Here is a 1,220-nt window from a genome sequence, read left to right as displayed (position 1 = left end):
GGTGGGGTCCCACCAGGCGGGTCCGCGGACGTGGGGTGTGCCGTGGCGCATGCGGATCTCCCATCCGGAGGTGTCGAGGGTTCTGTGGTGGTGCCAGCAGAGGGCGACGCCGTTGTCGGTGTGGGTGGGACCGCCGTGGGCGTGCTCGTGGACGTGGTGGATCTCGCACCAGGTCGCGGGGACGTGGCAGCCGGGGATGAGGCACTCACGGTCGCGGAGGGTGATCGCGCGACGCTGATGCGCGGTGAAGATCCGGTCGGCGGTGCTGATGCCGATGATCCGCCCGTGCGGGTCGAACAGCACCCGTTGCACCCCGCCCGCGCACGCGGTGTGGACGGCGACACGGGTGGAGACGGGAGTGTCGATGCCGTCGACGTGCGCCCAGCCGCGGCCGGACGAGTAGTCGTCTGCGGTGACGGACACCACCAGGGTGGGTGCACCGCCGCCCAGGCGTGGGGTGTCGTCGTGGCGGGCGGCGATGCCGAGGATCGCGGCGAGGGTGTCGTGCTGCTTCTGCGACCGTGAACGGGTGTCGACCATCCGCCCCGGGTCACCGGACGGAAGGGCATCGTCGTCCGCATCGGGGTCGGCATCTGCGGGACTTCCCCTCCGCGCCCCGGTGTCGCTGTCGGTGTCGTGGGCGTGGGCGTGATCGGCATCTCTCTCGTCCGAAGGCCGGAACATGACTCCGGGGACGGGTGGTCCGTCGACTTTCGGGTTCAGGTACGCGTCGAACAGACGCTGCAACTGTCCCGCGACCTCCGGCAGCAACCGTCCCCGGACCGGGATCACCCCGTCCTTCGCGCGCCCGAGCGTCAGCCCCCGCACCCGCATCGCGATATCGTCCGCAGGCTCCGCACCATCCGGATCGAGATACTGCACGATCACCTGCGCCAACAACCGCAGATCCTCCGGCGTCGCCGCCGGTCCAACATCCCCACCAGCATCCGAGTCCGTGTCCGCATCGGGTTCCGGTTCCGTGTCAGCGTCAGCAGCCGCGAAGCCGCGCGCGTACGCGGCCAACTCCGCATCCGCCCGTAACCGGTCCGCCGTCCCGATCCGGGACCCGGCCTGCTCGATCGGCCCGATCGCGGCCAGCAGCCCGGCGACCCCGATCGTCCCGTCCACCAACGCCTCCCGCAGTGCCGGCCACCGCGCCGGCAACCACGCCCCCGACGACACCCCCACCTCCCGCCGCACCGCCTTCGCGGCCTTCACCA

1 protein-coding gene and 1 pseudogene are annotated in these 1,220 nt (G+C 71.5%); one reads left to right on the top strand and one right to left on the bottom strand.

Features of this window, described 5'->3' with window-relative positions; all coding sequences use genetic code 11:
- Positions 1 to 1,023: HNH endonuclease signature motif containing protein (locus tag GZ67_RS0116855; RefSeq protein WP_269319695.1), on the bottom strand; the 1,023-nt coding region annotated here is incomplete at its 3' end.
- Here GZ67_RS0116855 and GZ67_RS21060 point away from each other — a divergent pair.
- Positions 980 to 1,220, top strand: a pseudogene (locus GZ67_RS21060) (hypothetical protein); the annotation flags it as partial. The gene GZ67_RS0116855 and the pseudogene GZ67_RS21060 overlap by 44 nt on opposite strands.

Source organism: Microbacterium sp. Cr-K20, from assembly GCF_000708325.1.
Taxonomy (GTDB): domain Bacteria; phylum Actinomycetota; class Actinomycetes; order Actinomycetales; family Microbacteriaceae; genus Microbacterium.
This window is presented reverse-complemented; position numbering and strand designations above follow the sequence as displayed.